Below are 24959 nucleotides of genomic sequence, written 5' to 3'. Positions count from 1 at the left end.
CTACCCGCCGACGTCGATTCCTGCCAGTTTCTCGGCGAGCCGCTTCTTGCCCTCGATGTCCGAGCCACGCTCGATCATGATCCGCTGCGCCTGCGGGGAGCCCGCCCCGTGCAGGGACTCGGTCAGGTAGCCCACCGCGTTGCGGCCCATCGTCATGTTCTCGATGAGCCGGAGGATCCGCACCCGGTCGGCGGTGGGAACGCCCGGCCTGCCCTGGAAGTACTTCTCGAGCAGCGGGCCGACGTCGGGGTGGTCGAAATCCTGCTCCGAGGGAAGGGTTACCACCGCGCCGCCGGCGAGATCCTGGGCGAGGCGGCCGATCTCGTAGGGATAGCGGGTGACGTTGAGCTTGCACGAGTTGGCGAGTAGCGGCTCAGGCTCCCAGTTGCCGGCGGGTCGCTCGGTCGACTCGTGTGATGCCGCCATCCCCAGCCCGTAGATCGTTTCGTTGAGGTGGGACATCTCGACCAGCTTGTCGCGAATGTGCGAAGCCTTGGGCACGCCGTTGTAGTCGGCGATCAGCGCCGCCGCTCCGATGAGCACATCTCCCACCCCGGACTTACAGACGTATGACCGGCGGTGGTACGAAGTGAACCGGTCCACCAGTTCCGCGGCGGACTCCGTCTCGCCGTCCATGAACACGTGCTCCGTCGGCACGAACACGTCGTCGAACACCACCAGGCACTCCTGGCCGGCGAACTGGGCGTTGCCGACGTCGATGTCGCCCTCCATGCTCCGGGTGTCGCTCGACTGGCGCCCGTACACATAGGTGATCCCGGGTGCCTCCACCGGGAGCGCAGCCACCACGGCGTAGTCGCGGTCCTCGGGGGCGAGCCGGGCGGTGGGCATCACCAGCATCCAGTGTGAGTTGATCGCTCCGGTCTGATGGGCCTTCGCCCCCCGGATCACCAGGCCGTCGCCGCGCCGTTCCACTACTCGGACATAGAGGTCGGGGTCCACCTGGCCGCCGGGGCCCTTGCTGCGATCGCCCTTGACGTCGGTCATCGCACCTCCAATGACCACATTGAGCCGCTGCATCTCGGTGAGCCACGCGGTGAAGCGCTGGTGGTACCCGGTCTGATGGGCGGCGTCGAGGTCGAACGTCAGCGAGAAGAGCGAATTGACCGCGTCCATGCCGACGCACCGCTGGAAGCAGGTGCCGGTCATTCGGCCCAGCTGCCGCTGCATCCTGTTCTGCGCCACCACGTCATCGGCGCTGCCGGTGATGTGGAGGAACCGGTTGACGGTGCCGCCGGTGAGTTCGGATTTCGCCGCGGCGAGTTCGGGGTCGTCGACCGCCAGGTCGTAGGTGGCGGCGATGGCATTGATGGAGGGCCGGATGATCGGGTGGTCCACCGGCTCGGCGATCAGTTTGCCGAAGAGGTAGACGGCGAGGTCACGGCCGCGCAGGCTCTCCAGGTACTCGGTGCCGTCGCGGATGGGGTCACCGGGTTGCCACGCCATTGGGTGAGGGTACCCGGGGGATCACGAGGAAGGGGCCGCCTAATGGCGGCCCCTTCTATCGCATTGGTCAGCTCGTCGGTTCAGGCGGCCCGATTCCGTCGGAAACGCATGTTCAGCTCACAGGCGCGGATCCCCTCTACTGCTCAGACGGCAGCTGTGTCGAGGGTCGACGTCTACTTGCAGAGCCCTCCCGGCGAGCTGGTGTCGCACCGGTTCTTGTCCCAGGTGTTGGCCGTGCCGCCGGTGCCAGCGCCGAGGGTGTCGTCGGAGATGTCGAATCCGCCACTGACTCCGATCTTGTTGAATCCGAAGAAGTTCCCTGGAGCTCCGCTAACGGTGAAGCCGTCGTCACCGATCGAGGGCACCTGGTTGTGGGAGAGGTTGTTGCCGGTGATCACGGGAACCGTGTCCCGAGTGTCGGTGAGTTCGAACCCGTTGACGTTCACCACTCCCGGAGTGTCGCTGACCAGCTCCACCGTGTTGTGGTGGATCGTGTTCCCACTCAGGGAAGTGGCGCCTGCCCGACCTGAGCGGAAGTCTGCGAAGAGGACGATGCCGGTGCCGTCGTAGCCACCACAGTCACCCGACGACACATGAAGGGTCCCACTGACCTCGTTGTGCGAGATCTCGTTGTCGCCATGTGCTCCGCCGTCGAAGCCGCCGGCCAGTATGCCGATACCCCCTCCGCAGAAGGTCCACAGATCGGTGAGGGTGTTGTGGTCGATCACCCAGTCACTCCCGTTCCAGTTGGTGATGCCCTGGAGAGAGTCGTTCATCGTGTTGTGACTGACCGCGACTCCATTGGCGCCCCGGCTGAAGATGGGAAAGTCGAGCTCGCCGTCATCGCCGCCGGTCTGCTGAGTGCCTTGGAAGTGGAAGCCCCTGATGGAGCTGCCGCTGCCGCTGTAGTCGGGTGGGAACAGAAATCCAGCAACCAGAAAACCGGGGTGCGAGTAGGGACCAGTGTCGATCACGACGTGGCCGACGGCCTCGAGGTTCACCATCTTGTCGACGGTGGCCCCGGCGTAGGTGCCGGCGCACACTCGGATGGTGGCTCCTGCGACCGCCGCATCGATGGCGTCTTGAATGGTGGTGTGATCGGCGCTTTTGCACTGGCCACCGTCGTCGTCCACCCAGAGTGTGTCGTTACCGGCGTGCACTGGGCTCATCACCGTCAGTAGGAGGACGGCGACAGCGAAAATCGTGTTGAATCGTCTCATCAGAAAGCTCCTCTCGGTCGCGATCGAGACCACGATCGCGAATGGTCCCCTCTATCTTCCAATCCACCCTACCCAACAACCAACGTTACTTTGGGTGTTCGCTGGATGCGTTGAGTATTCGCCTCTTGGCGCGAAAGTCGCGATGACATAGAATCCTGTCGCCCGAACAGGGAGTGGAGTGAGTACGAACGGAAAAGGTCACCTTGGCTGACTCTCGATCCGTTGGCGATCGAACCTCCCCGGCCCCCGATGTGGGGGTCCTTTTCTTGGGGGAGGAGCGATGACCACCATCCGGCTCCCCGGCCTCGTCGATGTCCATACGCACATGCGCGACCCTGGTCAGACCCACAAGGAGGACTGGGCGTCGGGCACGGCTGCAGCGCTGGCGGGGGGTTTCACCACGGTGCTGGCCATGCCGAACACCAAGCCTCCGGTGGTCGATCGAGCCTCGTTCGACGAGGCGCAGCAGGCGGCTCAGGCCCGGGCGCGCTGCGACTACGGCCTCTTCGTCGGGGCCACCGAGACGAACTTTGCCGACGCGGCGGCGCTCGCCCCCGGCGCCGCCGGGCTGAAGATGTACCTCGACTCCACCTTCGGCGACCTCCGTCTGCTCGATCCGGAATCCTGGTCGCGCCACCTGGAGGCCTGGCCAACGGATCGCCCGGTGGCGGTCCACGCCGAGGGGTCGACCCTCGGGGCGCTGCTTCTCATCGCCACCCTGCTCGAGCGCCCGGTGCACGTCTGCCATCTCGCCACCGAGCAGGAGATGGTGATGGTGCTGCGGGCCCGGGATCGCGGGTTGGCGGTGACCTGCGAGGTGACCCCTCACCACCTCTTCCTCGATACGGCCATTGCCGCGGATCTCGGCCCCCTCGCCGAGGTGCGCCCGCCGCTGGCTTCGCCCGCCGACCGCGAGGCGCTGTGGCGCCATCTCGATGACATCGACTGCTTTGCCACCGATCACGCCCCCCACACCAGCGCGGAGAAGGCCGGGGATGCCCCGCCACCGGGGTTCCCCGGGCTCGAGACGGTCCTTCCCCTCTTCTTGGGCGCCGTCGACGATGGCCGGCTGACCCTGGATCAGGTGACCGCCCGACTCCACGACAGTCCCCGGCGAATCTTCGGGCTTCCGCCGCAGGAGGCCGTGGTGGAGGTCGACCCCGATGAGGCCTGGACCGTCATCGGGTCGCAGCAGCACACCCGGGCAGGGTGGACGCCCTTCGAGGGGCGCCCGATGCGCGGCAAGGTGACACGGGTGACGCTGCGAGGGGTGGAGGTGTTTCGGGACGGTGAGGTTCTCGCCGATCCGGGGTTCGGTCAGGACGTACGCACAAAGGAGAGCTGATGGATCGAGAAGCGCGCAGCCACCTTCCCTTTGGGGACAGGCAGGACGCACCGTTCTACGGGCGTGACATCGTGTCGGTACGGCAGTTCGACAAGGACGACCTCGACTACATCTTCGAGGTGGCGCACGAGATGCAGGCGATGGTCGCCCGCGTCGGCACTTTCGACCTGCTGAAGGGCAAGCTTCTCGCCAACCTGTTCTACGAGCCGTCGACCAGGACTTCGTCCTCTTTCGCGGCAGCGATGGAGCGGCTCGGTGGGAGCGTGATCTCGATCAATGAGGTGACCTACTCGTCGGTGTCGAAGGGCGAGTCGCTGCCCGACACCGTCCGCACTCTGGAGCGGTACGCCGATGTGATCGTGCTCCGTCATCCCGATGTCGGGGCCTCCGCCCTCGCCGCCGAGTACGCCACCAAGCCGATCATCAACGCCGGTGATGGTGTGGGGGAGCACCCCACCCAGGCCCTCCTCGACCTCTTCACGATCCGGGAAGAGCTTGGGGAGGTCGACGGGCTCACGGTGACCATGGTCGGCGACCTCAAGTACGGACGCACGGTGCACTCGCTGTCCCGCCTGCTCTCCAAGTTCGAGGTGACCCTCAACCTGGTCTCGCCGGAGATCCTCCAGATGCCGGCGGAGATACTCGAGGAGTTGGAAGAGGCGAAGACCCCGTTCGCGGTGCACGGCTCGCTGGACTCGGTGTTGCCGGCGACCGACGTGCTTTACGTCACCCGGGTACAGAAGGAGCGCTTCGAAGAACCCGCCGCCTATGACGCAGTGAAGGACGGGTTCGTCGTGACACCCGCCACACTGGAAGCCGCAAAGGAGCGGATGATCGTGATGCATCCCCTCCCCAGGGTGAACGAGATCGCGATGGAGGTCGACGCCGATCCCCGGGCGGCCTATTTCCGACAGATGGAGTACGGCATGTATGTGCGGATGGCGCTGCTGGCGATGGTGCTGGGCAAGGCGTGAAGGCGTTCTTCGAGGCCCTTGACGAGCGGTCGCGTGCGGTCGACTCCTTGCTGTGCGTCGGGATCGACCCGCGGGCCAAGGATGCCGTCGAGGCGCGTCGGGTGTCGCTCGACCTGATCGCCGTCACCGCCCATGCCGCCGCGGCGTTCAAGTTCAACTCGGCGTTCTTCGAAGCCCATGGGGCCGCCGGCATCGAGGCATTGATCGAAGTGGTGGCATCGGTCCCCGACGAGATTCCGACGATCCTCGACGCGAAACGCGGGGACATCGCATCGACTGCGGCCGCCTACGCCGAGGCGTGCTTTGGCGTCGTTGGGGCCGGATCCGTGACACTGAGCCCCTACCTGGGCCGCGACGCCGTGGACCCTTTTCTGGCCCACCCCGGCCGGGGGGTCTGGTTGCTGTGCCGCACGTCGAACCCGAGCAGTGCCGATCTCCAGGACGCCACTCTCGACACCGGCGAGTTGATCTACGAGCGTGTGGCTCGGCTCGCCGCGGGGTGGGCGGAATCCGATCGGCTGGGAGTCGTAGTGGGAGCAACCTTTCCGGGCGCCATGGCCAAAGTGCGGGCGATGATGCCCGAGCACTGGATCCTCGTACCGGGAGTCGGCCCGCAGGGAGCCGATCCTGAGGCAATCGGGGTGGCATTGCGGTCCGACGGCCGCGGGGTGCTGATCCCTTCCTCGCGCCTCGTCGGAGACTCGCCGGATCCGGGCGTCATGGCCACGGATCTGCGGGATGCATTTCGCGGGGTCCGACCCCGTGAGGCTGTCCCCCGGCCTCGCGGCCTCGCCTACGATCTCCACGCCTCTGGATGCGTGCGCTTCGGCGAGTTCACTCTCCGGTCGGGGGTGGTCTCTCCCATCTATGTGGATCTCCGGCGAGTGTCCGGCCGGCCCGGTCTCCTTCGTCGGGTCGCCGCCTCGTACGGCTCGGTTCTCGAGACGCTCACGTATGACCACGTCGGCGCAGTTCCCTACGGGGCACTGCCCCTGGCGACGGCGGTTGCCCTCGAGCGATCGAAGTCGCTGGTATGGCCGCGCCGGGAGTCCAAAGAGCACGGCACCGGTGCCCGGGTGGAGGGCGAATGGCGAGCGGGGGATCGGGTGGTGCTTGTCGACGATGTGGTCACCAGCGGAATTAGCGCGATCGAAGCGGCGGGTCTGCTGCGTGACGCCGGACTGGTCGTCGAGGACCTGGTGGTGCTGATCGAGCGGGACAGCGGAGCGAGGGCGGCCCTTGCCGGCGAAGGGATCAAGATGCACGCCATCACCAACCTGGAGACCCTCGTCGACGAACTAGGAGAAGCCGGGGCGATCGGCGAAGACGAGCGGCGGGCAGTCGCTTCGTTTCTCGCGGGACGGTGATGTACCGGGCACTACGCGCTCTCGGCTTCCGGCTGGATCCCGAGCGGGCACATCGTCTGGCTCTTCGCGGAGTTCGTCTGGCCCGCTGGGCGCCGCGGCGCCGCAGCCGGTTCGTGGTCGAACCGGTGGAGGCGTTCGGCCTGCGCTTCCGCAACCCTCTCGGCCTCGCTGCCGGATACGACAAAGACGGATCGGCCTGGAGGGCCCTGGCGGCACTCGGATTCGGACACGTCGAGGTCGGGACCGTGACGCCTCGGCCGCAGCCGGGAAACCCCCGGCCGAGGGTCCATCGGCTGCCGGAACAGACCGCGCTCATCAATCGCATGGGGTTCCCCAGTGTCGGGGCCGATCGGGTTGCGGCGCGCCTTGCCGGCCGGAGCCGGCCCGGTGGGGTGGTGGTGGGAGTGTCGATCGGGCCGAACGCCGACACCCCGCCCGACCAGCGGATCGCCGACTACCTGACCCTCGTCGATCGGTTCAGTCCGCTCGCCGACTACCTGGCGGTCAATGTCTCGTCACCGAACACCCCTGGTCTCCGTGACCTGGAAAGTGATCTAGCGGAGTTGCTCGGCCCGATCGTCGGGCGCCGCGATGAATGGGCGCGACGTCTCGGGCGGCGGCTACCGCTGCTGGTGAAGCTGTCGCCGGACTCGGAGGAGTTCGAGACGGCGATCGGCGCCGCCGAGTCCACCGGCGTCGACGGCTTCGTCGTGGGCAATACCACCACCGCCCGGCCGGGCATCGTCGACAGTCCGGATGGTGGGCTGAGCGGCAGCCCGCTGGCGCCGATCGCGCTCGACCGGCTTCGGCGCGCCGTGGCGGCGACCTCGTTGCCGATCGTCGCGTCGGGCGGCGTGATGAGCCCGGATGACGTGCGGGACCGCCTCGAGGCGGGGGCGGTGCTCGTTCAGATGTACACGGGCTTGGTTTATTCCGGGCCCCGTTTGCTGCGGGATTCCTTGGGGGCCCTGCGAGGCCACTCGCCCTCCGGCCGAGTTTTTTGATCCTCCCGCGCGACTTGTCTTAGGTTTCGCGACTTTCCCGCCGATTCGATCTGTGACGCCGGGTGGCCGGCGGAGCTAGCGGAGAAGGATCATGCGAGGATTTTTGCGGCTGATGATCGTTGGAGCACTGGCGGTGTCGGGAATCGGGATGGCGCCTGTCGCCTCGGCCAACCACCAGACCCCCTTCGGCGGGACGGTTCATTCGTACGGTCAGATGGTCGACTATCCACTGGTGTTTCCGGTGCAGGGAGACCACTGGTACTACGACTGGTTCTGGGCATATCGGGGGAACGGACTCCATCACGCCCAGGACATCATGGCCGAGAAGATGGTGCCGGTCGTCGCCGCTGCCACCGGCACTGTGACCTATGTCAACTGGTCGACCGACCCCGCAAACCTCAACCCGCACCGTTGCTGCAACCTGGTGATTCGCCACGACGACGGTTGGCAGAGTTGGTACATCCACCTCAACAACGACACTCCGGGCACCGACGACGGCCAGGCGTGGGGAATCGCCCCCGGCATCGTCCCTGGAACGAGGGTCAACGCCGGCGACGTGATCGGCTGGGTCGGCGACTCCGGCAACGCCGAGAACACCGCACCCCACCTCCACTTCGAGCTCTATGACCCCGACGGCGTCCTCGTCAACCCATTCGATGCGTTGCGCAAGTCACAGGGCCTCTCGGTCTGTTCCGTCAGGGAGCTGAGCGATGTGTCGGCGTTGGTAGAAGGCAGAGGTCGGCTGATGAAGGGGAGCGCTGGTGAGCAGGTGCGCGCCCTCCAGGTGTTCCTCAACACATTCGAATTCCAGCCCGGACCGATCGACGGAATCTTCGGCAGCCTCACCAAGCGGGCGGTGAAGGCGTTCCAGGAGGCGTACGACCTGAAGGTCAACGGCAAGGTCAAGAAGCCCACCAGGTCGGCGATCATCCAACTGTCCGACCTCGCCGACAAGGCATCGGTCCTCAACCCCGATAGCCGCTCAATCGGGTACGGCGCCTCTGGTGCGGACGTCGCCCAGCTCCAGGGCTTGCTGGCAGTCGTCGGACACGATCCTGGCCCGCCCGATGGACACTTCGGTGCGAAGACCTACAACTCGGTGCGGGCATTCCAGGAGGCGAGGGGCCTGGGAGTCGACGGAATCATCGGTCGGGGGACGAGGGCGGCGCTCACCGAGTTGCTCGGCCTGACCGCGCTGATCGACTGCGACTTCTAACTCAGCCGTTGGGGGCGAGGTGAACGGTGACGGTGTCGCCCGCCTGCTTGCGGATCGCGGCGCGGATGTCTGCCTTCACCGGGAGCATGTGAGTGCCATCGCCTCGAGCCATGAACGACGAGCGAAACGGATGGCCATCGATCGTGCCGGCCACCTTGACCAGGCCACGGGTGCCGAAGAAGTTCGCCGAGCCTTCCATCATCACGTAGGTCCACGCCCCCTCTGAGGTGCCCTTGTGGAGGATGGCCGTGAATGTCCGGTCGAGGGTGCTCATGGCCCCGAGGATATCGAACCGCGCCGGGACGATCCTGCGAGGCGTCGTCGAATGTCAGATCGGGGCCGTGGAGCGCGAAATGAGCCCGCATCTGATTCCTCGTTCGAGGGCCGGGTACGATCTGCTCGTTTCCCAACGGAGGTCACGTGGCCGACACGATTCCCGCCCGGCTGCTGCGGCAGGCCGAGATACGGCCGGGTAGCCCGGCCTACTTCGAAAAGATCGATGGCGAGTATCGGGCCACGTCGTGGTCCGAATTCGCCGATCAGGTAAAGCGTGCGGGAAAGGCATTGATCGCGACCGGGTTCGATCCCGGGCGTCACGTAGCGATCCTCGGTTTCAATCGTCCCGAATGGGTGATACTCGACGTCGCCTGCATGGCCGTCGGCGGCGCGCCGGCCGGGATCTACACCACCTCGTCACCGGAGGAGGTCGCCTATGTCGCCGGGCACTCCGAGGCTCCGGTGATCCTGGTCGAGAACAAGGTCCAACTCGAGAAGGTGCTCGCCGTCAGAAGTGACCTACCGCACCTGGCGTGGATCGTGACCATGCGCGGTGCCCCGGTGGTCGATGATGCCCAGGTGCTCTCGTGGGACGAGTTCCTGGCGATGGGGGACGGCGTGAGCGACTCCGAGTTTCTCGCCCGCGTCGCATCGCTGGAATCGTCGGGTCTGGCGACCCTCATCTACACCTCCGGCACGACTGGCCCTCCCAAGGGCGTTATGCTGACCCACTCCAACCTCACCTGGACGGCCGACCAGGCGCACTCGGTGCTGCCCAGTCTGTCCTCGGACGACTGCACCATCTCGTACCTGCCTCTCAGTCACATCGCCGAGCAGATGTTCTCGATCCACCTCCCGATCTCCGTGGGCTGGCCGGTCTATTTCGCCGAGTCGATCGAAGCGCTGGCCGAAAACCTCAAGGAAGTCCGCCCGACGGTGTTCTTTGCGGTCCCGCGGGTTTGGGAGAAGTTCCACGCTGGTATCGCGGCCAAGCTCGGTGAGGCCCATGGACCGAAGGCACGGATCGCTTCTTGGGCGCAGCGGGTGAACCGCGAGTCCGTCGACCACATCAACGCCGGCAAGCGGCTGCCCGCAGGGCTGGCGGTACAGCAGGGCGTCGCCGACAAGCTCGTCGGCCATAAAGTGCGCGCCGCGGTCGGCCTGGATCGCTGCACCGCTGCGGTGACCGGTGCGGCGCCCATCTCCACCGAAGTCCTCGAGTTCTTCGCCGGCTTCGGCCTCAGCGTCCTCGAGGTGTACGGGCAATCGGAAGGCTCTGGTCCGAGCACGTTCAACCAGCCGGGGGCAACGAAGTTCGGGACGGTGGGGCTGGCATTTCCCGGTTGCGATGTCGTAGTGGCCGCCGACGGTGAGGTGCTGGTGCGGGGTGGGAACGTCTTCGCCGGGTACTACAAGAACGCAGACGCGACGGCTGAAACGGTTAAGGATGGGTGGCTTCACTCGGGCGACATCGGTGAGTTCGACGACGAGGGTTTCTTGACAATCACCGGTCGCAAGAAGGACATCATCATCACTGCCGGCGGCAAGAACATCGCCCCCAGCGACATCGAGACACACCTCAAGGACGACATGATGATCTCCGAGGCGGTGCTGATCGGCGACCGCCGCAAGTTCATCACCGCTCTGGTGACTCTTGCCCCCGACGTCGCCGATGCCTACGCCTCGGAGCACGGGGTCTCGGGACCACTCCACAAGTCGGACGCGATTCGGGCCCGGATCCAGGAGACGTTCGACAGGGTGAACTCGCGTTATGCCAGGGTCGAACAAGTGAAGAAGTTCGCCATCCTGCCTCGCGATTTCTCGATCGACGAAGGCGAACTCACCGGAACGCTCAAGGTGCGGCGCAACGTGGTCGTCGAGCACTTCGCCGACGAGATCGAAGCGCTCTACCGCGATCCGGAGTAAAGGGATGGCCGTGCCCGTGCCCGGTTGAGCACCCGGGCACGATCCGCCCTGCCGCCCGTCGCCAGGATCGGGACGGGGCACGAGATTTGCCGCTGACGCATGAACGACCATCCCCGGCGGATGACGCCTATGCAACCAGGCATCCTGCCCTCACTCCAACTGCGGTAAATCCAGAAACCCCAGGTGGACTGCGAGGTGATGCGGTCGGCAGAGCAGGCACATGTCGCAGACATCGGTGAGTCCGCCTTCGACCCAGGGGAGTTTGTGATGGGCGTCGCACCAGGACGGCGGCCGTCCGCAGCCCGGAATCACGCATCCCCGATCCCGGATTGCGAGTGCTTTGAGCTGCAGTGGGGTCGCGGTGCGGACCGTTCGTCCCATATCGAGCAGTCGTGACGGGCCGTCCATGACGACCCGGCACACGTTCGAGTCGCACGCGAAGAACTCCATGGTCTTGAGGCCGATCATCCGGCCCTCGCCGATCTCGCTACGGGACCGGACTCCCTGGTGGAGGGTGTCGACATCGACGATCACATTGAGGTGTGGCTTCTGGCCGCCCACGATCGGGGCCGTGCCGGAGTCGAGGTGGTTGCGGCAGAGCTCATGGAGGGCGTCGGCCCGCCGCTGTGCGGGGGTGCGGCCGTCGTTGCCGTCACGGTTGGCAGGCCCGGCGAGTGACTGGATCGCGGCGAGCACCGTCTCCCCGGAGACCGGATCGAGTTCGGCGTCGAGGCGCATCATCCCGTCGAACGTCTCGGTGATGGACAAGCGGCGCCGGGCGAAACGCTCGCGCTCCTCGTTCTCCGTGACGGCAAGCGCTTCGCGACGACGCCACATCTCCACCTCACCAGTGAATTGCTTCGCGGTCAGGGTGGAGGCTTTGCGGACTAGGGAGGGTTCGGCCTCGAGGAAGGCGTCAGGAGCGGACTCGTGAGCCCTCGCCAGCCAGCGCACCCGCTCCGGACCGATATCCCCACTCTCGAACGACTCGGCCGTGGCAGGCATGTTGCGGAGAGCGCGAGCGGTGCGTACCCGGCCGGCGGCAGCCTGATGGGAGTCGCCGATGCGCTCCGCCACGTAGGAGGCGGTCGAGAGATAGCCGTAGGGTTGGTAACAACGACGTTCGTCGATCTCGGCAAGCAGCTTGGCGGCTCGGGCCTCGTGCCGGCTGATCTCACGGCGTTCGTGCTCGTACGCGTCGAACAGTTCCGTGTCGCTGAGCGCAGAGGGCCCGTTCAGGGGATGATCGATGAGTCCCAACATTCCGACAACGTATCGCCTGGGTGTGACAAGAATGGGAACGCCCCATTGCCACCCGGCGTTGCTCCCACCGTGACCCGTCGCCTGACACCTTTCGCGCTCCTCGCCCTCGTCGCCGTATCCTGCGGCGGCTCGAGTGGGGGTGGGGAGAGCGTCCTCACGCCCTCCGAAACGACCGTCACGACCATCGACCGCGGTGAATCGTTCGCCGGCACGACGCCCGCTCCGGAGTTTCCCGACGGTCTCGAGTGGCTCAACGTCGAGCGTCCCCTGAGCCTCGCCGAGCTGCGCGGCAAGCTGGTCTTGCTCGACTTCTGGACCTACGGGTGTATCAACTGCATCCACATCATCCCCGACCTGAAGCGACTCGAGGCGGAGTACGCCGACGAGTTGGTCGTGATCGGGGTCCACAGTGCCAAGTTCGCCAATGAGGGCGACACCGAGAACATCCGCGACATCATCCGGCGTTACGGGCTCGAGCACCCGGTGGTCAACGACAGCGACTTTGCGGTGTGGCGTGATTGGGGCGCCAGCGCCTGGCCGACCGTCGTGCTCATCGACCCGGCCGGCAACATCGTGGGTGGCCATGCCGGCGAGGGGATCTACCCGATCTTCCAGCCCGTGATCGACTCGCTCGTCGAGGAGTTCGACGAGCGAGGACAAATAGACCGTACCCCGATCGACCTCGATGTCGAGCGAGCGCCCGACACCGTGTTGTCGTTCCCGGGCAAGGTTCTCGCCGACCCTGTCGGGGGCCGCCTGTTCGTTGCCGACACCAATCACCATCGCATCGTCGTTGCCGACTTGGAGACCGGCGAGGTCATCGACGTTGCCGGCTCCGGAGGGCGTGGCCTCGAAGGAGGTGACTTCGCGACGTCGTCCTTCGACCAACCACAGGGGATGGCGCTCGTCGATGACGGGCGCACCCTCTTGGTGGCCGACGTCGGCAACCACTCGATCCGTGCTCTCGACCTCGCCTCGAGGTCGGTGACGACGCTGGTGGGCAATGGGGATCAGTCCTCGACCTATCCACCTCGTTCGGGCATTGCCCCGGATGTGGAGCTCTCCTCCCCGTGGGATCTTCTGGTGGACGGCGAGGTGCTCTACATCGCAATGGCCGGCTCGCACCAACTATGGACGCTGGACCTGGGTTCGGCCAGGTTCGACCCCTTTGCAGGCACCGGAGGTGAGAGCGTGCTGAATGGCCCGCGCCTCTTCGCCGAGCTGGCCCAGCCGAGCGGGCTCGCCATCGATGATGCGGGGCGGATCTATTTCGCCGACTCGGAGTCGTCGTCGATCCGCTGGGCCGACCCCGGCGCGGACGGCGAGGTGGGTCTCCTGGCCGGTACGCCGAACAACCTCTTCGACTTCGGTTTGGTCGATGGCGTCGGACCGGCAGCCCGCTTTCAGCATCCTCTCGGGGTCGTCCACGTCGACGGATTGCTCTTCGTCGCCGACACCTACAACTCAGCCCTGCGGGTCATCGATCTAGCGAACGGTGCAGTGACCACGCTCGCCGGCGGAGATCAGGGCTGGGCCGACGGGCTGGACCCGCGCTTCTCAGAGCCGGGAGGCATCTCGTTCGCCAACGGATCCCTCTACGTCGCCGACACGAACAACCACGTGATTCGCCGGGTGGATGCGGCGACCGGCGAAACCGAGACCCTGGTGTTCTATGGGATCGAGCGCTTCCCTTACACCGGCTCAGATGGGGGCCCGGCCACCTTCGAGGTGGCGGCGGTGGCAGCCGGACCCGGGGCGGGGCATGTCGTACTCGACCTCATGCTTCCGGCGGGCTACAAGCTGAACGACATCGCTCCCTTGACCATCGCCTGGTCGGTCGAGGGAGACGCGGCCGATTTCGGCGACCACGCACTCGTTTCGATCGTGGAGCCCGGGCTGCCGCTAGAGATCCCGGTCACCTGGTCCACCGGGGAAGCGACCCTGCGCGGCGAGCTCACGGTGTATTACTGCACGGAAGAGTCGAGTGAGCTCTGCCTCGTGCATCAGGTTGCCCTCGAGGTTCCCGTGGTCGTTGCTTCCGGCGGCCCGGAAGCGGTCTTGGTGGCGTACCGAATACCCGATCCCGACTGACCGGATAGGCTCGCTCGATGGCCGGGACCAACCAGGGGCCGCCGCCCAGATCCATCTGGCGGCGTATCGAACGCCGCTTTGTCGGCTTGTGGATGTCCGCGCTGGTCTGGATCGCCGAACGGAAGCTGAAGAAGTCGACCAAGAAGGCGCGCCGCTGACCCCCTGGCCGGTCAGTCCCGACGGCGGAGCATGTCCAGCACCAGGGCGAGCACAACGGCGAACGCGGTGACCACCAGAGTCACCGGGAGCCAGTCAGAGGTCCGCTCGGCGGTCGAGGCGATCGCCGCGCCCAGCAGCGCACCGGCGGCGATCAGGCCGAACGTCAGCCGATATCCGGCGCGACGAACGGTCGCCTCGAGCTTCTCGGCGCCGAAGTCGATCCTCATCCGAGGACCGGGCCGCGCCCCGACGAGGCGCTCGATGGCCTCCACCATGCGGGTGACCCTGACCTTGAGTTTTTGGGCTTGATAGAACATCCGCTGCGGGTTGATCTTCTCGCGGATGCCCCCGGTCAGGGTCCGCATCAGGAACTTCCCGGCCACATCGAACGGGTCGAGGTCGGGATCCAACTCTCCGGTCGCCAGCTGCATCTGCGCCATCGCCTTGGCGGTGAGCGTCATCGAGGCGGGAAGTGGGATCCGGTGGCGAATCGAGATCTCGGTCATCTCCTGGAGGATTGGGCCAAGCTGTAGTTCGCTGAGGGGTACATCGCGATACCTCGCCATCAGCGATCCCAATTCGGCCTCGATCGCACCGACATCGAGGTCGTCGCGCTCGGCGCCGGCAGCCAGCATCAGGGTGACATCGGTGAGGAAGCTCACGTCCTCCTGCCAGAAGGCCAGCAACAACAGCATGAGCTGCTCACGGAGGTCCGGCTCGAGTAAACCGACCATCCCGAGGTCGAGCAGGTACACCTTGTCATCGGCCCACATCAGATTGCCCGGATGGGGGTCGGCGTGGAAGAAGCCTTCGGACATGATCTGTCGGTAAAACGACTCGAGCAACTGGCGGGCCGCCTCCTTGCGGGCGGGGCTGTCAGGGGCGTTCCGAATCGCCACCCCTTCGATCCGTTCCATGACCAGCAGGCGCTCCGTGGTCAGCTCATGATCGACCTGAGGCACGTCGATCCGGGGGTACGGCTCGAGGACTCGCCGCATGCGCTCGATGTTGGCCGCCTCGTTCCGGAAGTCGAGTTCCCGCTGCAACGAAGCAGAAAGGTGTTCGAACACGGCCGGCATGTCCACTACCTCGCGCAGTGCGGGGCGCTTCTCGGTTTTCTCGGCGAGGACCTCGAGCAACGCGAGGTCTTGCATGATGTCTTCGCGGGCAGTTGGGCGCTGGATCTTGACGACGACCCGGCGTCCGTCGGCGGTGACTGCTCCGTGCACCTGGGCGATCGTGCCGGCAGCCATCGGCTGGCGCTCGATGCTGTCGAACACGTCTTCCCAAGGAACACCCAACTCCGCCTCGGCGACGCCGACCACCTCTTCCTCGGTGAGCGGTCGGGCATTGTCCTGGAGCATCGAGAGCTCTTCGATGAACACCGGCGGAAGCAGGTCGGCGCGGGTCGAGAGGATCTGGCCCAGCTTCGCAAAGGTGGGGCCGAGCTCCTCGAGGGCCGTGCGGAGACGGCGCGCTTGAGCCCGCTGTGCCTCGAGCGGATCGTCGGGTCCGCGTCCGAAGAGGCTCTGCAACCCGTGCTTCGCCATCACCGTGGCAAGGTGGGTGGCGCGGCCGAGCAGGTGGGGTTCGACGGGCTCCGGATCGGGCTTGAGCAGCCCGGGGAGGGTGGGGATCGAACCAGGGGATTGCGCAGCGCCGGCGGTGTTGACGATGATCACGGTGCAGGTGGCGTTGTGCGAAATCCGGTTGGGGATGTTCCCGAGCAGGAACTCCTTGCGGCCGCTCATGCCGGCATTGCCGACCACGAGCGTGTCGATCTCCGCCCGGTGCGCCTCCTCGAGCAGGGCGCGCGCCGGATCGTCATCGACTACGACGATGGACTCCCCCCGGGGTCCAGCGAGCTCGGCGGCAAAGCGGCGGAGTTGATCGGCGAGGAGGTCGACCCGTTCGGTCAGGGCACTCGTCCCGGCCGCAGCGTCGGCGACCATCTCTGCGGTAGGGGGGTGCGGGACCACCACCTGTACCAGCCGGAGGACAGCCTCATGACGATTGGCGAGGGCCGCCGCCCAGGTCGCGGCGGCGTCGCCGGTCGGGGAACGATCGGTGGCCGCCATCACGCGCCGGATCGGACCCCCTGCGGCGGAAGGAGCGTCCACGGTTCCTCGCAAGCTCACCACCCGGGTCAGGCCGCCGCGAGACTAGCCCCCACCAGGACTTCATCTCATCGTGCCTGCGTCGGCAGTCCGCCGGTCACTCCATTCGGAGTCATCCGTCTGGTGTTCGGTGTTACCGTCCGGCGCCTCGTGACGAGGTTCGTACTCAGGCGGGTTCTGTGGGCCGTGGTGACGCTGATGTTGGTCGCCTCGATCGCATTCTTCGCGGTGAACCTGTTGCTGCCGTTCGACTTTGCCGTAGGTGTCGGGCAGCGGCCACGGGCGATAGAGGCGATCCGCGAGCACTTGGGGACCGACCGTCCCCTGGTGGTCCAATGGCTCGACTACATGGCGAACTTCGTTCGGGCCGACCTCGGCGAGTCCTACGACGGCGAACGCGTGTCGACGCTGGTGGCGTCGGTGCTCCCGACCACCGTGGCGATCTTCGCCGTCGGAGGGATGGTGGCGTATCTGGTCGGCGAGTGGATTGGGCGGGTGGTGGCATGGAGCCGAAACCGCTTCTTCAGCGGCGCCTCGAGCGCAGGGAGCGTGCTGTTGTTCACCGCATTCCCACCGTGGCTGGTGTTCCTCCTCATCTACTTCGGCACGGACCGCCTCTTCCAGGTCCGGGGGTGGTTCGGGCTCGACCTGATGCCATACGGCCCGGTGCCGGAGGGGCCGCTGTTGAACGTGCTCGCGGTGGGGCTGGTGGCGGCGTTCGTGGGTGGCATCCTCTTGCGAGGATGGGCCCGGCGTAACGATCGCCGGGTGCTGGGGATGCTCGCCATCCCGATCGGCCTGGCGGCCTTCGTGACGTCCTTGCTCTCACTCGGCGTCTGGGCGGCGGCGATCGATCTGCTGTTGTGGCCCAGTGCGGTGATGGCGACCATCGCCATCGTGCTGATCGCATTCGGGGAGAGCATGCTCGTGATGCGTGCCGGGGTCTCGGCGGAGATGACCGAGGACTACGTGTTCACCGCTCGGGCCAAGGCCTTGCCGGAGCGTTCCATCCGTGACCGCCATGTGGCGCCGAATGCGGTGCTCCCGGCGATCTCGAGGCTGGTCACCAGTGTGCCCTACTTGATCACCGGCCTGATCATCATCGAACGCGAGCTTCGACTGAACGGGGTGGCGAGCCTCTTCTTCCAGGCGATCGAGTCCGGGAACACGCCGATCATCATCGGGATACTCACGATCGTCGGGCTGCTCGGTCTGGTGCTCAGGATCGCGCTAGACGCCATCCAGGCAACGATCGATCCCCGAATCCGCATCGAGGGGGAGGCGGCATGACCCACGACCCTGTGGTCGAGATCGAATACGACCACGAGATCGAAGGATGGGCCGACACCAGGAGGAAGATTCGGCAGAGCAAGATGGTCGTCGCCGGGGTGTCGATCCTCGCCGTCTTCGCCGTGCTCACCTTCATTCATCCGGTCCTCCAGGCCACCATCTGGTCTTCGAAACAAGGGGTCTATCGACCGGAGACCGGGCACGACCCGGCTATCAGCCATCCGTCCGGCCCCACGCTCGATCATCTCCTGGGCACGGATTCGCTGGGCCGCGACGTGCTCAGCCTGATGACCTTCGGCCTCCGTCCCACTTTCCTGGTCGCGGTGGCGACGGCCATCAGCGCCGGAGTGATCGGCCTGGTGGTCGGGACGTCTTCGGCGTATTTCCGCGGGAAATACGACCGGGTCATGACTCAGGTCGCCGACGCGTTCGTCCTGCTGCCTCCGCCGCTGATCTTCCTCATCGCCAGCAAACGAGGCTTGCTGGGGCCTCTCGCGCTGGGACTGCTCTATGGCCTATTCTTCGGATTCGGCCCGGCGGCGATCGTGGTCAGGTCCCGTGCGCTGTCCGTGATGGAGAAGCCGTTCATCGATGCGGCTCGTTCGGTGGGTGGCAGCCCCAGTTGGATCATCACCCACCATGTGGTGCCGCACGTGATCCCCCACGTGGCCGTGGTGGTCTTGGCGGGAGTGGTTGGGGCCTTGGTCACCCAGGGGTTCGTCGAGTTTCTCGGCATCGCCGAGTACCGGTTCGGGCTCGGGAACCTCGTCTACAACGCGCTGACCTACCGGACCGCGCTGGGGACGTCGGTTCCCTGGAGCGCCCTGATGGCAGGGGCTCTTTCGATCTCGTTGCTGGCCTCATCCTTCTACATGATCAGCTCCGGGCTGCGCGAGGTGACCGACCCGCGGCGGGGCTCGCGGAGGATCTGATGCCGGTCCGGCGCAGCGCGCTCGCCACGGACCTTCTCGTTGCCCTCATCGGGTTTGCCCTGGTGTTCAGTGCGGCGTTCATTGCCGGCCGGTACTTCCTCCCATCGCCGGGACTCGACATCGCTGCTCACCGGCCATGTCATCTGCACCGAACTCGCCGACATCCGCGGAGGCGAGCCGATCTCCTTCACGGCCGTCTTCGACCACGCCGACCCTCCCCCGCACTGAACTGGCCGACACGACCAGCAAGAATGACTCAGGCGTCCCGCCCCTGGAGCCGCTGCAGCCCGTCGTAAGCGGCGTACTTGTAGGCCTCGCTCCGGGTGGGGATGTTGAAGGTCGAGTCGATGAACTGGTCGATCGTCTTCCCGGCGTGGATCACCGCCTGCCCGATGTGCACCAATTCGGCCGCCTCTTCACCGACGATGTGGACGCCGAGGAGCCGGCGGTCCTCGCGGCGGAACACCAGCTTGATCATCCCGTAGGTGGTGCCAGCGATCCGGCTTCGCGAGTTCTCGGAGAAGTCGTAGCGGCCGACCTCGAAATCGATTCCGGCGGCGGCCGCCTGTTCGGACGTCATCCCCACTACTCCCACTTCGGGGATCGAGTAGATCCCGGACGGGGCCAACTCGTCGACCCCCTCCTTGAACGGAATGTCGAAGGCGTGACAGGCCGCTACCCGCCCCTGCTCAGCCGAGACGGAGGCGAGGGCAGGCGGGCCGATCACGTCGCCGGCCGCGTAGATCCCGGGCGCCGTCGTCTGGTACTCGGCGTCCACGATGATCCGCCCGCGGTCGTCGAGGTTCACCCCGGCGTCCTCGAGCCCCAGACCGTCGGTATTGCCCTTGCGCCCGGCGACGAACAACACCTTGCCGGGCCTCATCACCCTGTCACCGATGGTGACGGTGAGCTTGCCATCGACGCGATCGACCGTGGCGGGCGGAGACCCGACCAACACCTCGATGCCGAGATCCTTCAAGCAGACGGCGAGCTGCTCCGACGCGTCGAAGTCGAGGAAGGGCATGAGCCGCGCGGCCATGTCGACGAGCGTGACTTCGACCCCTAACGCACCGAAGATCGACGCGTACTCGCATCCCACCGGTCCGCCTCCGATGACCACCATGCTGTCGGGGATGCGGTCGAGGGCAAGGATCGAGTCTGAGTCCTCTACGTCGGGGTCGTCGAAGGGAATACTCGGCGGGCGGAGCGGATGTGATCCCGTGGCGATCAGGATCACCTTGCCATGTAGCGCCTCATTGCCGCCGCCGGCCAGTGCGACCGACACGGCGTGATCGGGTCCAAGAAGCCCGGCTCCGTGCACCACCACCACCCCGTGGCGTTCCAGGTTGACGCGCACGGTTTCGCCGGCGCGTTCCGACTCCTCGGCCGAACGCTTGCGAAGCCGGTCGAGCATGATGTCACTGCTCAACTCCATTCCGACGCCGTACAAGTGGCGACGGGTGTGACCGGTCAGGTAGAGGGCGGTCTCGCGCAGGGTCTTGGCGGGAATGCCGCCGCTGTTCACCGGGGCCCCGCCGAGGCGCGCGGCGCGCTCCACCAGAGCCACCGATTTCCCGAAGTAGGCCGCTTGGGCCGCGGCCTTCTCGCCGGCCGGGCCCGATCCGATGACCACCAGGTCGTATCTCTCCATCACTCGCCTCAGGGTATCCGCCGCGACGCCCGGCGCTGACCTTCGCCAATGACGAGCATGATCGACGAGTAGCGGGTGCTCCTCTCCGCGACGCGCGTGTTGCTACCGTGCCCCCGGATAGAGGCCACGACGACGGGGGAGTGACCGATCGGCGGCGCCATCCACATCGATGGTGACGAGCCGCTCGCCGGAGCGGCGGTCCGGGCCTTTTCCCAATCAGCGGACGGCAAGCGATGAGGCGCGCCCTACTCGTAACCGCAGACGGCGCCGAGTTCCGGGGAGTGGCGGTCGGCGCCGAGGGAGTGACCGTCGGTGAGGCGGTCTTCAACACCGCCATGGCCGGATACCAGGAGGTGGTGACCGACCCTTCCTACACCGGGCAGATCGTCGTCATGACCGCGCCTCACATCGGCAACTACGGGGTGACCCCCGCCGACGACCAGGGACGTGGGCCGCACTGCGCCGGTCTCGTGATGCGCTCGATGTCACGGCTCGCCAGCGGTTCCCGCGCCACCGGGCGACTGGACGAGTACCTCACGGACGCCGGGGTGGTCGCGCTCGCCGAGATCGACACGCGGAGGTTGACCCGGCACGTCCGCGAGCGAGGGGCCATGCCGGCGGCCATGGGCTCCGACGTCGATGCCGCAGAGTTGAAAGAGCTCGCTCGGTCATCGCCCGACATGGCGGGCCGCGACCTCGTCTCCGCGGTCACGACCAGGAAGGCCTACTTCGTCCCGCCGGTGGGTGAGCGGCGGGCGACCGTCGCCGCCTTCGACTTCGGCATCAAACGGGCCATCGTCGACCAGTTGGCACTCCGAGGCTGCGGCGTCCATGTGGTACCGGCGGGAGCGACACCAGAGGACATCATGGCCATCGGGCCCGACGGCGTCTTCCTGTCCAACGGGCCCGGCGATCCGGAGCCGCTCGTGGGTCCGATCGCCACGGTCGCTGCTCTCTTGGCCAAGGTGCCGATGTTCGGGATCTGCCTCGGGCACCAGATCATGGGGCTCGCCCTCGGGGCTACGACTTACAAGCTTCCGTTCGGCCACCACGGGGCCAACCACCCGGTGCGGCGCCTGGTCGACGGCGGCATCGAGATCACATCGCAGAATCACGGCTTCGCCGTCGACCTCTGGTCGCTCTCTGTCGATGCTCCACCGCGATCATCGGATGGCCTTCCAGGCCCGGATCGCCTCCCCGGCTCGGTGACGAGCCGTTTCGGTGAGGTGGTGGCGACCCATCAGAACCTCAACGACGGAACGCTGGAGGGATTGCGGTGCCGTGAAGTTCCCGCCTTCTCGGTCCAGTATCACCCCGAGGCGGCACCCGGACCGCACGATGCGCGCGGCCTGTTCGACCGCTTCATGGAACTGATGGGGGCGGGTCATGCCGCGCCGGGATGACCTCCATTCGATCCTGCTGATCGGGTCGGGCCCGATCGTCGTCGGCCAGGCCAGTGAGTTCGACTACTCCGGCACTCAGGCGATCAAAGCACTCCGTGCCCATGGCTTCCGGGTGATCCTGGTCAACTCGAATCCGGCGACGATCATGACCGATCCCGACCTCGCCGACGCCACCTACATCGAGCCGATCACCTCCGAGGTGGTCGCGGCGATTATCGAAAAGGAGCGCCCCGACGCACTGCTGCCGACGCTGGGCGGCCAGACCGCCCTCAACGTCACTGCCGAACTGCATCGTTCGGGTGAGCTCGGGCGGCTCGGCGTGGAGGTGATCGGGGCGTCCTTCGATGCCATCGAGGCTGCCGAGGATCGGGGCCGGTTCCGCGAGCTCATGGAATCAGTTGGGCTCGAGTGCCCTCCCTCCCGGGCAGTTCGCTCGATCGAGGATGCCCGCCTTGCCGCCGAAGAGGTCGGCTTTCCGCTGATGCTGCGCCCCTCCTACACCCTGGGAGGTGGTGGCACCGGGATCGTGACCGACCCCGCGGCCCTCGATCGGGCAGTCGCCCTCGGCCTGGCGGCGTCGCCGGTGGGAGAGGTGCTCGTCGAGGCGTCAGTGGTCGGGTGGAAGGAGTTCGAGCTCGAGGTAATGCGCGACGGCGCGGGCAACGCCGTGATCGTGTGCTCCATCGAGAACGTCGACCCGATGGGGGTCCACACCGGCGACTCGGTCACCGTGGCGCCGGCGATGACCCTTTCGGACCCGGAGTACCAGGAGATGCGGACCGACGCGATCCGCTGTCTCGAAGCGGTCGGCGTGCAGACGGGCGGATCGAACGTCCAGTTCGCCGTCGACCCCGTGACCGGTCGGCGGCTCGTGATCGAGATGAACCCACGGGTGTCCCGATCCTCGGCGCTGGCATCCAAGGCAACGGGCTTCCCCATCGCCAAGATTGCCGCACTGCTGGCGGTGGGGTTCAACCTCGACGAGATCGCCAATGACATCACCGGCAAGACCCCGGCCTCGTTCGAGCCAGCGCTCGATTATGTGGTGGTTAAGTTTCCTCGATTCGACTTCGCAAAGTTTCCTGACACCGACGACGCACTGGGCACCTCGATGAAGAGCGTGGGCGAAGTGATGGCGATCGGGCGCACCTTCCCGGAGGCCCTCCAGAAGGCGATGCGCAGTCTGGAGATCGGCGACAGGGTCGCCGGCGTCGCCGAGCTCGACCTTGCCGCACTCGTCGCCTCCTGTGCGCTGCCGCGATCCGACCGGTTGCTGCGGGTGGCGGCCGCCCTGTGGCGGGGAGCATCGGTGGCGGAGCTGGCGGAGGCGACCGCGATCGACCCATGGTTCCTCGACCAGATGTCCCTGGTGGAGGAGCTGGCCCACCAGGTGGAAGGAGAAGGCCCATCGGAAGACGGGGCTCGGGCTGCCAAGCGTCTGGGAATCTCCGACGCCAGGCTCGCCGGGCTCTGGAGTCTGACCGAGGCCGAGGTGCGTGCCCGGAGGGCTGGATGGGGCATCGAGGCAACGTTCAAGACCGTCGACACCTGTGCCGCAGAGTTCGAGGCGCTGACCCCCTACTTCTATTCGACCTTCGAGGACGAGGACGAGGCCGCCCCGCCGAGCCCGCGCACGGTGGTGGTGCTCGGGTCGGGCCCCAATCGGATCGGGCAGGGGGTGGAGTTCGACTACTGCTGCGTCCACGCCTGCTTTGCGCTGCACGAAGCGGGCTATCAGCCGGTGATGATCAACTGCAATCCGGAGACCGTGTCCACCGATTACGACACGTCCGACCGCCTGTACTTCGAACCCCTGGATTTCGAGAACGTGATGGCGGTGATCGAGCGGGAGCGCCCCGAGGCGGTCATCGTGCAGTTGGGCGGGCAGACCCCGCTGCGGCTGGCGCGTGCCCTGGCCGATGCCGGCGTGCCCATCGCCGGCACCTCGGCCGATGCCATCGATGCTGCCGAGGACCGGCGGCGGTTCTCGGCCCTTTGCCGCGAGATCGGCGTGCCCCAGCCTCCCAACGGCGAGGCGACTTCGGTGCGGGAGGCGGAGGAGGTCGCCGACCAGATCGGCTTCCCGGTGCTGGTTCGCCCTTCGTACGTGCTGGGCGGCCGGGGGATGCGAGTGGTGTACACCCTCGACGAGTTGATCGAATACTTGCGCGGCCTTTACGGGGCAGCGCCTTCGGAGGTCGACGCCTCGGGCGCCCCGGTGGCGATCGACCGGTTCCTCGAAGGCGCGGTCGAGGTGGATGTCGACGCGCTGTTCGATGGGGCGGAGCTGGTGATCGGCGGGATCATGGAGCATGTCGAGGAGGCCGGTGTCCACTCCGGCGACTCGGCCTGTGTGATTCCGTCGCAGACCCTGTCCGAGGAGGCTCGCAAGCTGATCGTCCGCTACACCGATGCGCTGGCGCAGGGCATCGGGGTGCGCGGGCTGCTCAACATCCAGTTCGCGGTGCGGGGTGACGATGTCGTGGTGCTCGAGGCCAACCCTCGCGCCTCGCGCACGATCCCGTTCGTTTCGAAGGCGACGGGGGTGCCCCTCGCCAAGCTCGCCACCCGGGTGATGATGGGGGAGAGCATCCAGTCATTGCGCGATGCCGGGTTCCCGTTGCCCGATGAGCAGGTGCCGGGGTTCGTCTCGGTGAAGGTGGCCGTGATCCCCTGGCCGAAATTCCCGGAACAGGACATCGTGCTCGGGCCTGAGATGCGGGCCACAGGAGAGGTGATGGGAATCGCCGCCGACCTCGGCACTGCCTACGCCAAGGCGTTGCTGGGCGCCGGGGTTCGGCTTCCCGAGAAGGGGACCGTGTTCTTCTCACTGGCGGATCGCGACAAGGAGGCCGGTCTCGAGGTGGCCCGGATCTTCGCCCGGCGCGGATTCCGTCTGCTCGCCACTGCCGGTACCGCGTCCTTCCTGGCCGAGCGGGGGGTGCCCGCGGCGCACGTCGACAAGGTAGGCGAGGGCCCCTGGGATCCGGTGACTCTCATCCAGGAGGGCAAGGTCGACCTCGTGGTCAACACCCCGCTCGGACGCCGGGCCCGCGGCGATGGCCGAATGATCCGCGCCGCTGCTCAAGCAGGCGCCATCCCCTGCATCACCACGGTGCGCGGCGGCCTCGCCGTCGCCCGCACCCTCGAAGGTGCCGCCGCTGACGTGCTCCAAGTGAAGAGCCTGCAGGAGTGGAGGGCGTAGGGCTCCGCTCCGGTCGGCTCGCGTTTGGCGTTTGGCGAGTCCGCTAGGTAGTCATG

Annotated in this window: 19 protein-coding genes; 13 read left to right on the top strand and 6 right to left on the bottom strand. The window is 66.5% G+C overall.

The genetic code is table 11. The annotated features are described in order from the left end of the window. Nucleotides 1-1464: a 4-hydroxyphenylacetate 3-hydroxylase N-terminal domain-containing protein gene (locus WD184_00630; GenBank protein MEX0825257.1), complete on the bottom strand. Its 1464-nt coding sequence runs from the start codon at nucleotides 1462-1464 to the stop codon at nucleotides 1-3. Between the two features lie 173 nt (nucleotides 1465-1637). Beyond that, nucleotides 1638-2684: a hypothetical protein gene (locus WD184_00625; GenBank protein ID MEX0825256.1), complete on the bottom strand. Its 1047-nt coding sequence runs from the start codon at nucleotides 2682-2684 to the stop codon at nucleotides 1638-1640. A 280-nt stretch (nucleotides 2685-2964) separates the two neighbouring features. Here WD184_00625 and WD184_00620 point away from each other — a divergent pair, with 280 nt between their 5' ends. From WD184_00620 to WD184_00600, 5 genes are all read left to right on the top strand, one after another. Then, nucleotides 2965-4029 carry an amidohydrolase family protein gene (locus WD184_00620; GenBank protein MEX0825255.1) on the top strand — a complete coding sequence of 355 codons (1065 nt, stop codon included), beginning with the start codon at nucleotides 2965-2967 and terminating at the stop codon, nucleotides 4027-4029. Then, complete coding sequence (gene pyrB, locus WD184_00615; GenBank protein ID MEX0825254.1) at nucleotides 4029-5003, top strand: aspartate carbamoyltransferase; 975 nt, start codon at nucleotides 4029-4031, stop codon at nucleotides 5001-5003. Before WD184_00620 ends, pyrB begins: the two co-directional genes overlap by 1 nt. Beyond that, on the top strand, nucleotides 5000-6370 hold the full coding sequence (gene pyrF, locus WD184_00610; GenBank protein MEX0825253.1) for an orotidine-5'-phosphate decarboxylase: 1371 nt from the start codon (nucleotides 5000-5002) through the stop codon (nucleotides 6368-6370). Before pyrB ends, pyrF begins: the two co-directional genes overlap by 4 nt. Further along, complete coding sequence (locus WD184_00605; GenBank protein MEX0825252.1) at nucleotides 6370-7374, top strand: quinone-dependent dihydroorotate dehydrogenase; 1005 nt, start codon at nucleotides 6370-6372, stop codon at nucleotides 7372-7374. The genes pyrF and WD184_00605 overlap by 1 nt, the downstream gene beginning before the upstream one ends. Before the next feature lie 91 nt (nucleotides 7375-7465). After that, on the top strand, nucleotides 7466-8590 hold the full coding sequence (locus WD184_00600; GenBank protein MEX0825251.1) for a peptidoglycan-binding protein: 1125 nt from the start codon (nucleotides 7466-7468) through the stop codon (nucleotides 8588-8590). A 1-nt stretch (nucleotide 8591) separates the two neighbouring features. Here WD184_00600 and WD184_00595 read toward each other — a convergent pair whose 3' ends face one another. Then, nucleotides 8592-8864 (bottom strand): DUF1905 domain-containing protein, encoded by a 273-nt coding sequence (locus WD184_00595; GenBank protein MEX0825250.1) that lies wholly within the window; start codon nucleotides 8862-8864, stop codon nucleotides 8592-8594. Nucleotides 8865-9010: 146 nt separating this feature from the next. Between WD184_00595 and WD184_00590 the strand changes: the two genes are divergently transcribed. Then, nucleotides 9011-10792: a long-chain fatty acid--CoA ligase gene (locus WD184_00590; GenBank protein ID MEX0825249.1), complete on the top strand. Its 1782-nt coding sequence runs from the start codon at nucleotides 9011-9013 to the stop codon at nucleotides 10790-10792. 150 nt (nucleotides 10793-10942) lie between these two features. Here the strand turns inward: WD184_00590 and WD184_00585 are convergent, their stop codons facing one another. Continuing rightward, nucleotides 10943-12055, bottom strand: coding sequence for a DUF222 domain-containing protein (locus tag WD184_00585; GenBank protein ID MEX0825248.1), 1113 nt, complete (start codon nucleotides 12053-12055; stop codon nucleotides 10943-10945). Between the two features lie 69 nt (nucleotides 12056-12124). Here WD184_00585 and WD184_00580 point away from each other — a divergent pair, with 69 nt between their 5' ends. Both WD184_00580 and WD184_00575 read left to right on the top strand, forming a co-directional pair. Next, a complete protein-coding gene (locus tag WD184_00580; GenBank protein ID MEX0825247.1) occupies nucleotides 12125-14146 on the top strand; it encodes a thioredoxin-like domain-containing protein in 2022 nt (673 codons plus the stop codon). A gap of 17 nt (nucleotides 14147-14163) precedes the next feature. Continuing rightward, a complete protein-coding gene (locus WD184_00575; protein ID MEX0825246.1) occupies nucleotides 14164-14304 on the top strand; it encodes a hypothetical protein in 141 nt (46 codons plus the stop codon). A gap of 12 nt (nucleotides 14305-14316) precedes the next feature. On the opposite strand, the gene WD184_00570 is transcribed toward WD184_00575, so the two are convergent. Beyond that, nucleotides 14317-16425: an AarF/UbiB family protein gene (locus tag WD184_00570; GenBank protein MEX0825245.1), complete on the bottom strand. Its 2109-nt coding sequence runs from the start codon at nucleotides 16423-16425 to the stop codon at nucleotides 14317-14319. Nucleotides 16426-16572: 147 nt separating this feature from the next. Between WD184_00570 and WD184_00565 the strand changes: the two genes are divergently transcribed. The 3 genes from WD184_00565 (at nucleotide 16573) to WD184_00555 (ending at nucleotide 18872) form a co-directional block, all read left to right on the top strand. Next, the gene (locus tag WD184_00565) at nucleotides 16573-17712 is read left to right on the top strand and encodes an ABC transporter permease (GenBank protein ID MEX0825244.1); all 1140 of its coding nucleotides are present in this window, start codon (nucleotides 16573-16575) and stop codon (nucleotides 17710-17712) included. Then, nucleotides 17709-18644, top strand: coding sequence for an ABC transporter permease (locus WD184_00560; GenBank protein ID MEX0825243.1), 936 nt, complete (start codon nucleotides 17709-17711; stop codon nucleotides 18642-18644). The genes WD184_00565 and WD184_00560 overlap by 4 nt, the downstream gene beginning before the upstream one ends. Nucleotides 18645-18713: 69 nt before the next feature. After that, the gene (locus WD184_00555; GenBank protein MEX0825242.1) at nucleotides 18714-18872 is read left to right on the top strand and encodes a hypothetical protein; all 159 of its coding nucleotides are present in this window, start codon (nucleotides 18714-18716) and stop codon (nucleotides 18870-18872) included. Between the two features lie 28 nt (nucleotides 18873-18900). On the opposite strand, the gene sthA is transcribed toward WD184_00555, so the two are convergent. Further along, the gene (gene sthA / locus WD184_00550) at nucleotides 18901-20295 is read right to left on the bottom strand and encodes a Si-specific NAD(P)(+) transhydrogenase (protein ID MEX0825241.1); all 1395 of its coding nucleotides are present in this window, start codon (nucleotides 20293-20295) and stop codon (nucleotides 18901-18903) included. 233 nt (nucleotides 20296-20528) lie between these two features. Here sthA and carA point away from each other — a divergent pair, with 233 nt between their 5' ends. Together carA and carB are read left to right on the top strand one after the other, a co-directional pair. After that, nucleotides 20529-21698 (top strand): glutamine-hydrolyzing carbamoyl-phosphate synthase small subunit, encoded by a 1170-nt coding sequence (carA, locus tag WD184_00545; protein ID MEX0825240.1) that lies wholly within the window; start codon nucleotides 20529-20531, stop codon nucleotides 21696-21698. Further along, a complete protein-coding gene (carB, locus tag WD184_00540) occupies nucleotides 21682-24903 on the top strand; it encodes a carbamoyl-phosphate synthase large subunit (protein MEX0825239.1) in 3222 nt (1073 codons plus the stop codon). The genes carA and carB overlap by 17 nt, the downstream gene beginning before the upstream one ends. Nucleotides 24904-24959: the final 56 nt, after the last annotated feature.

Source organism: Acidimicrobiia bacterium, from assembly GCA_040878325.1.
Taxonomy (GTDB): Bacteria; Actinomycetota; Acidimicrobiia; order Spongiisociales; family UBA11373; genus JAUYIV01.
The sequence above is the reverse complement of the archived record's forward strand: the minus strand, read 5'-3'. Positions and strand labels throughout refer to the sequence as shown.

What these genes read in the sequence shown, in the direction of transcription:
- WD184_00605 (MEX0825252.1), top strand. Translation starts at nt 6,370, where the DNA reads ATGTACCGGGCACTACGCGCTCTCGGCTTCCGGCTGGATCCCGAGCGG.
- pyrB (MEX0825254.1), top strand. Translation starts at nt 4,029, where the DNA reads ATGGATCGAGAAGCGCGCAGCCACCTTCCCTTTGGGGACAGGCAGGAC.
- WD184_00575 (MEX0825246.1), top strand. Translation starts at nt 14,164, where the DNA reads ATGGCCGGGACCAACCAGGGGCCGCCGCCCAGATCCATCTGGCGGCGT.
- WD184_00630 (MEX0825257.1), bottom strand. Translation starts at nt 1,464, where the DNA reads ATGGCGTGGCAACCCGGTGACCCCATCCGCGACGGCACCGAGTACCTG.
- sthA (MEX0825241.1), bottom strand. Translation starts at nt 20,295, where the DNA reads ATGGAGAGATACGACCTGGTGGTCATCGGATCGGGCCCGGCCGGCGAG.
- carA (MEX0825240.1), top strand. Translation starts at nt 20,529, where the DNA reads ATGAGGCGCGCCCTACTCGTAACCGCAGACGGCGCCGAGTTCCGGGGA.
- WD184_00625 (MEX0825256.1), bottom strand. Translation starts at nt 2,684, where the DNA reads ATGAGACGATTCAACACGATTTTCGCTGTCGCCGTCCTCCTACTGACG.
- WD184_00600 (MEX0825251.1), top strand. Translation starts at nt 7,466, where the DNA reads ATGCGAGGATTTTTGCGGCTGATGATCGTTGGAGCACTGGCGGTGTCG.
- WD184_00560 (MEX0825243.1), top strand. Translation starts at nt 17,709, where the DNA reads ATGACCCACGACCCTGTGGTCGAGATCGAATACGACCACGAGATCGAA.
- WD184_00620 (MEX0825255.1), top strand. Translation starts at nt 2,965, where the DNA reads ATGACCACCATCCGGCTCCCCGGCCTCGTCGATGTCCATACGCACATG.
- WD184_00585 (MEX0825248.1), bottom strand. Translation starts at nt 12,055, where the DNA reads ATGTTGGGACTCATCGATCATCCCCTGAACGGGCCCTCTGCGCTCAGC.
- WD184_00595 (MEX0825250.1), bottom strand. Translation starts at nt 8,864, where the DNA reads ATGAGCACCCTCGACCGGACATTCACGGCCATCCTCCACAAGGGCACC.
- carB (MEX0825239.1), top strand. Translation starts at nt 21,682, where the DNA reads ATGCCGCGCCGGGATGACCTCCATTCGATCCTGCTGATCGGGTCGGGC.